Source organism: Moorena sp. SIO4E2, assembly GCF_010671945.1.
GTDB classification, from domain to species: Bacteria; Cyanobacteriota; Cyanobacteriia; order Cyanobacteriales; family Coleofasciculaceae; genus Moorena; species Moorena producens.
This window is the reverse complement of the sequence record NZ_JAAHIE010001012.1, coordinates 1-1,940: the sequence shown is the minus strand read 5'-3', so window position 1 is coordinate 1,940 and position 1,940 is coordinate 1. Positions and strand designations below refer to the sequence as shown.

Here is a 1,940-nt window from a genome sequence, read left to right as displayed (position 1 = left end):
GTAAATTCCGAAGACCTTGATTCCACTTTTCTAGTTTTAAATAGTCGGTCATTTCAATTTCCTCAATTAAGGAGTTAAGGGATTCATCAAGATTAGCTAGCTCTAGGATTTCTGCCATCCGATTTGCATCTAATTCAGACAAAAACGGAAGAGCTATTAGCTGGCGATATTCTTCTGATAACTTACTATTTTTTTGGTTAATTATACTCATTATTTTCAACTTAACTTTTTTCATTTGTAAATAAATATTTATTAGTAATTTATTATTTAATAAATAAAAATATTTTAAAAAATATATATTAATTATTTAATTAATAAAGGAAGATTGGGGCAATCAATGAAGGAATTACCCCAAGCGGTTTCCGCACCATAATTAGCTATAGTTAATCATAATATTTTGTTTACTGATTATGCTTCTTAAGCTCAAAAAATATTTTGCGCAAACGCTTTAGGGCACGATTACCTCGCTGTCTGGCAGACGCCTCAGTAATATCTTCTCCCTTAGAAGCTAGATGGTTTACTACTTGTTTCCAAGATAAGCCTTTTATGTGCCGTAACACGATTAGCTTGTTGTCCTTTGGCTCTAACTTTTGAAGAGCTAGCTCCAACAGCTTGAAGTTTTCCTCCTCAGAGTTTTCTGAGTCGAGACTATTGCTGTCTTCTAGTGCTATTTGATGTTCTTTAAAATTAGCATCCCATGACTTTTCTTTTTTTTGTTTATTTTTTTGTTTCCTGCTCATTTCACGGATGACATTGAATGAAGTCCTCCTGATCCAGGCTCTAGGTTTTTCAATCTCTTCGCCAGATTCTAGCAGTTTTATTCCCCGTAAATAGGTTTCAGTAATCACCTCGTATATTTGGTAATCCGGTAAATTAAATTGGCGTAGTTTGGACTTTATTCCGTTGATAAATGAAGTATTATCCCAAGTTTGCTTTACGCAGGCTATAATCAAAAAAACAAAAAGTTTTTGCCCAGAGCAAATTTGAGAATTTTTTACAATCAGCCTATAATAAATTGATAAAGATTTTTTTTTGGATAAAGGTTGAAACGCTTGGTCAAAATTTTCCTTCATTTATTATATATCCTCGAATAATTATGTCTGGTTTAGTGTTTTGATCATTTTTTGCAATAGGAGTGTAAATTCGCATAATCGATATCCGTATCAATGTTCCTCTATATATATGTGCAGAACTGTCAGAAAGTGTGACACCCTCTCGGGAAAATTTCCAAAAAAACAGGGTGCTTTAATTTTGAAGAGCAGCACCTCTAGAGCAATGAGCCAGTCAATGTCACAGAATCCTTGAACAGGCACATTAATATATAGCCTGGTGATCAGACTCTAAAGCTGCTAGTAGCGATTGAAAGAACATGCGTACTAATTTTGCGCAAAAATTCTTTGGGCAGGACTTACGCGGTTAAGTTGATATAGCCCCCCTAGCCCCCCAATTTTGGGGGGTAATGATGTCAAAGTCCCCCGAGCGAGGGATTGCTCGCTCGGGGGATTTAGGGGGCAAATGCGTAAGTCCTGTTGGGGTAGGAATTCTACTCTGAGTGAAAGCCTGCTGGATAGTTTGTAGCGTCTAGGCAGGCACTCAAGAGGAAATCGTGGCTATTTAACCAGTCGTCTCTAAGTGTTCAATCACTATGTTAAAGAATCAACAGAAAAAACCAAGTAAGTACAACTTCCCAGTTTGGCAAATTTCCTTACCGCTCTGTGGAGTCCTGATCTGCGCCATCGGAGCTATCACCACAGTCTATATGATCAACGGTCGCTATCTTTTTCACCTAAAGGCTACTCCCAAGGGACTGGAAATCATGACTGATGTAGACAAAAGGGAGATCAAAGAGACATTAAATTAGCACAATAAATCAATAGACCTCGCCGCAACAGTAGCGAGGTCTATTCAACAGGGGGAAACTAGTTTTGGGGGTCTGGCAA

At 37.4% G+C, this 1,940-nt stretch carries 3 protein-coding genes; 1 reads left to right on the top strand and 2 read right to left on the bottom strand.

The genetic code is table 11. The features are described from left to right. On the bottom strand, positions 1-211 hold a 211-nt coding region (locus F6K37_RS40045; RefSeq protein ID WP_287256831.1), incomplete at its 3' end, for a hypothetical protein. Between the two features lie 190 nt (positions 212-401). Further along, positions 402-1,073, bottom strand: coding sequence for a sigma-70 family RNA polymerase sigma factor (locus tag F6K37_RS40040; RefSeq protein WP_009148782.1), 672 nt, complete (start codon positions 1,071-1,073; stop codon positions 402-404). 572 nt (positions 1,074-1,645) lie between these two features. On the opposite strand from F6K37_RS40040, the gene F6K37_RS40035 reads away from it, so the two are divergent. Continuing rightward, entirely contained in the window at positions 1,646-1,861 is a 216-nt protein-coding gene (locus tag F6K37_RS40035; RefSeq protein WP_009148783.1) for a hypothetical protein, read from the top strand. Positions 1,862-1,940: the final 79 nt, after the last annotated feature.

Coding starts and splice junctions, on each gene's coding strand:
- F6K37_RS40040 (WP_009148782.1), bottom strand. CDS start 1,073: ATGAAGGAAAATTTTGACCAAGCGTTTCAACCTTTATCCAAAAAAAAA.
- F6K37_RS40035 (WP_009148783.1), top strand. CDS start 1,646: ATGTTAAAGAATCAACAGAAAAAACCAAGTAAGTACAACTTCCCAGTT.